This window comes from Streptomyces sp. MB09-02B, from assembly GCF_033794485.1.
In the GTDB taxonomy this organism is placed as follows: Bacteria; Actinomycetota; Actinomycetes; order Streptomycetales; family Streptomycetaceae; genus Streptomyces.
Window position 1 is genome coordinate 1 of sequence record NZ_JARGEE010000700.1, and the last position, 2,790, is coordinate 2,790.

Here is a 2,790-nt window from a genome sequence, read left to right on the forward strand (position 1 = left end):
TTCTCGCCCCCGCCGCCCCTACCCGTCCCATCCCTGAGGGCTGCGCCCCCAGACCCCCCTGTCGGCCTTCGGCCTCGTCCTCGAACGCCGGACGGGCTGAGCGGGCCGGTGAGTCGTCAGACGTAGCGTTCCAGGATGGAGGACTCCGCCAGGCGGGAGAGACCCTCGCGGACGCTGCGGGCACGGGCCTCGCCCACGCCGTCGACCGTCTGGAGGTCGTCGACGCTCGCCGCGAGAAGCTTCTGGAGGCCGCCGAAGTGCTCCACCAGGCGGTCGATGATGGCGCCCGGCAGGCGCGGGACCTTCGCGAGGAGGCGGAAGCCGCGCGGGGAGACGGCCGAGTCCATGCCCTCGGGGGAGCCGGTGTAGCCGAGAGCGCGGGCGACCGTGGGGAGTTCGAGGAGCTCGGCGTGGGTGAGGGCGTCGAGTTCGTACAGGGCCTGGTCGACCGTGCGGGAGCGCTTCGCGGTGGGCTCGGGGACGTAGTCCCTGACCACCAGTTCGCGCTCCGGCTCGACGCCCGCGATCAGTTCGTCGAGCTGGAGGGCCAGGAGACGGCCGTCCGTGCCCAGTTCGACCACGTATTCGGCGATTTCGGTGGCGATGCGACGGACCATCTCCAGTCGCTGGGCGACCGCCGAGACGTCCCGGACCGTCACCAGGTCCTCGATCTCCAGCGCGGAGAGAGTGCCCGCCACCTCGTCCAGGCGGAGCTTGTAGCGTTCGAGGGTCGCCAGTGCCTGGTTGGCGCGGGACAGGATCGCGGCCGAGTCCTCCAGGACGCGGCGCTGTCCGTCGACGTACAGGGCGATGAGGCGCATCGACTGGGAGACCGAGACGACGGGGAAGCCCACCTGTTTGCTGACGCGGTCGGCCGTACGGTGGCGGGTGCCCGTCTCCTCTGTCGGGATCATCGGGTCGGGGACCAGCTGGACGCCCGCACGGAGGATCTTGGAGAGGTCCGAGGACAGCACGATGCCGCCGTCGAGCTTGCACAGCTCACGCAGGCGCGTGGCGGTGAACTCGACATCCAGGACGAAACCACCGGTGCACATCGGCTCGACGGTCTTGTCGAAGCCGAGCACGATGAGTCCGCCGGTGTTGCCGCGGAGAATCCGTTCAAGCCCGTCGCGCAGGGCCGTGCCTGGGGCCACGGCGCTCAGTGAGGCGCGCATCAGGCCATCGGCACCGGAGCTCCCACCGGACTTTCCGGGAGCTGCTGCCCGGTCGTTGGCTGCCACTGCACTCCTCCGGTCGCAGGTTCTGGGGCGCTCCCGTTTCGCACTCGTGGTTCGTACGGACGGGCGAGACCTGGGCAAAGTCTACCGGCGGTCCTCCTCGTCCCGTGGGGCCTCTCGCCGACGCGATCGGGGCAGCACCCGCAGCGCGTCTCCCATGTCGGCCACTTCCAGGACCTTCATACCGGGAGGAACCTTGCCGGGATCGGACGGAACGAGCGCGTGCGTGAAGCCCAGGCGGTGCGCTTCGGCCAGGCGGCGCTGGACCCCGGTGACCCGTCTGACCTCGCCCGCGAGGCCCACCTCACCGATCGCCACCAGGTTCTTGGGGAGGGGGGTGTCACTTGCGGCGGAGGCCAGCGCGAGGGCGATCGCGAGGTCCGCGGCGGGCTCCGAGAGCTTCACGCCGCCGACCGTCGCCGAGTAGATGTCCCGCTTGCCGAGGGCGCTGATCCGGCCGCGCTGTTCCAGGACCGCGAGCATCATCGAGACCCGGGAGGTCTCCAGGCCTGAGGTGGTCCGGCGGGGGGAGGGGAGCTGCGAGTCGACTGTGAGCGACTGCACTTCCGCGACCAGGGGGCGGCGGCCCTCCAGGGTGACGGTGAGGCAGGTGCCGGGGACGGGCTCGTCGCGGCGGGTGAGGAACAGGCCGCTGGGGTCGGTCAGGCCGGTGATGCCCTCGTCGTGCAGCTCGAAGCAGCCGACCTCGTCCGTGGCGCCGTAGCGGTTCTTGACGCCGCGGACCAGGCGGAGGCGGGCGTGGCGGTCGCCCTCGAAGTGCAGGACGACGTCGACGAGGTGCTCCAGGAGGCGGGGGCCCGCGATGGCGCCGTCCTTGGTGACGTGGCCCACGAGGAGCGTCGACATGCCGCGATCCTTGGAGGCGCGGATCAGGGCGCCGGCGACTTCGCGGACCTGGGCCATGCCGCCGGGGGCGCCGTCGATCTCCGGGGAGGCGACGGTCTGGACCGAGTCGAGGATCAGGAGGGACGGTTTGACCGCGTCCAAGTGACCGAGGACGGCGGCGAGGTCGGTCTCGGCGGCGAGGTAGAGATGATCGTGGAGGGCATCGATGCGGTCGGCGCGGAGGCGGACCTGGCTGGCGGACTCCTCGCCCGTGACGTACAGGGTGGGGTGTTCGGCGCTCGCGGACTTGGCGGCGGCGTCGAGGAGGAGGGTGGACTTGCCGACGCCGGGCTCGCCTGCGAGGAGGACCACGGCGCCGGGGACGAGGCCGCCGCCGAGGACTCGGTCGAGCTCGGGAACGCCGGTGGAGCGGGCGGTGGCCTGGCGGCCGTCCACCTGGCCGATGGGGACGGCGGAGGTGGTGACGCGGCCGGGGGCCGTCGTGCGGACGGCCGGGGTGCCGTACTCCTCGACCGTGCCCCAGGCCTGGCATTCGGGGCAGCGGCCCAGCCACTTGGCCGTCTGCCAGCCGCATTCGGTGCAGCGGTATGCCGGGCGGTCCTTCGCGGTCTTCGTACGGGCAGCCATGGACGAACCGTAACGGAGGGCACTGACAGTGTCCGACGGGTGGGCGAAGGGGGTGTGG

The 2,790-nt window shown here is 71.6% G+C and carries 2 protein-coding genes; both read right to left on the bottom strand.

Going from position 1 to position 2,790, the window contains the following annotated elements:
* Window positions 1-116: 116 nt before the first annotated feature.
* Window positions 117-1,241 (bottom strand): DNA integrity scanning diadenylate cyclase DisA, encoded by a 1,125-nt coding sequence (gene disA, locus P1P70_RS43015; RefSeq protein WP_319247705.1) that lies wholly within the window; start codon window positions 1,239-1,241, stop codon window positions 117-119.
* A gap of 81 nt (window positions 1,242-1,322) precedes the next feature.
* Window positions 1,323-2,732, bottom strand: coding sequence for a DNA repair protein RadA (gene radA / locus P1P70_RS43020; protein WP_319247707.1), 1,410 nt, complete (start codon window positions 2,730-2,732; stop codon window positions 1,323-1,325).
* Window positions 2,733-2,790 lie beyond the last annotated feature (58 nt).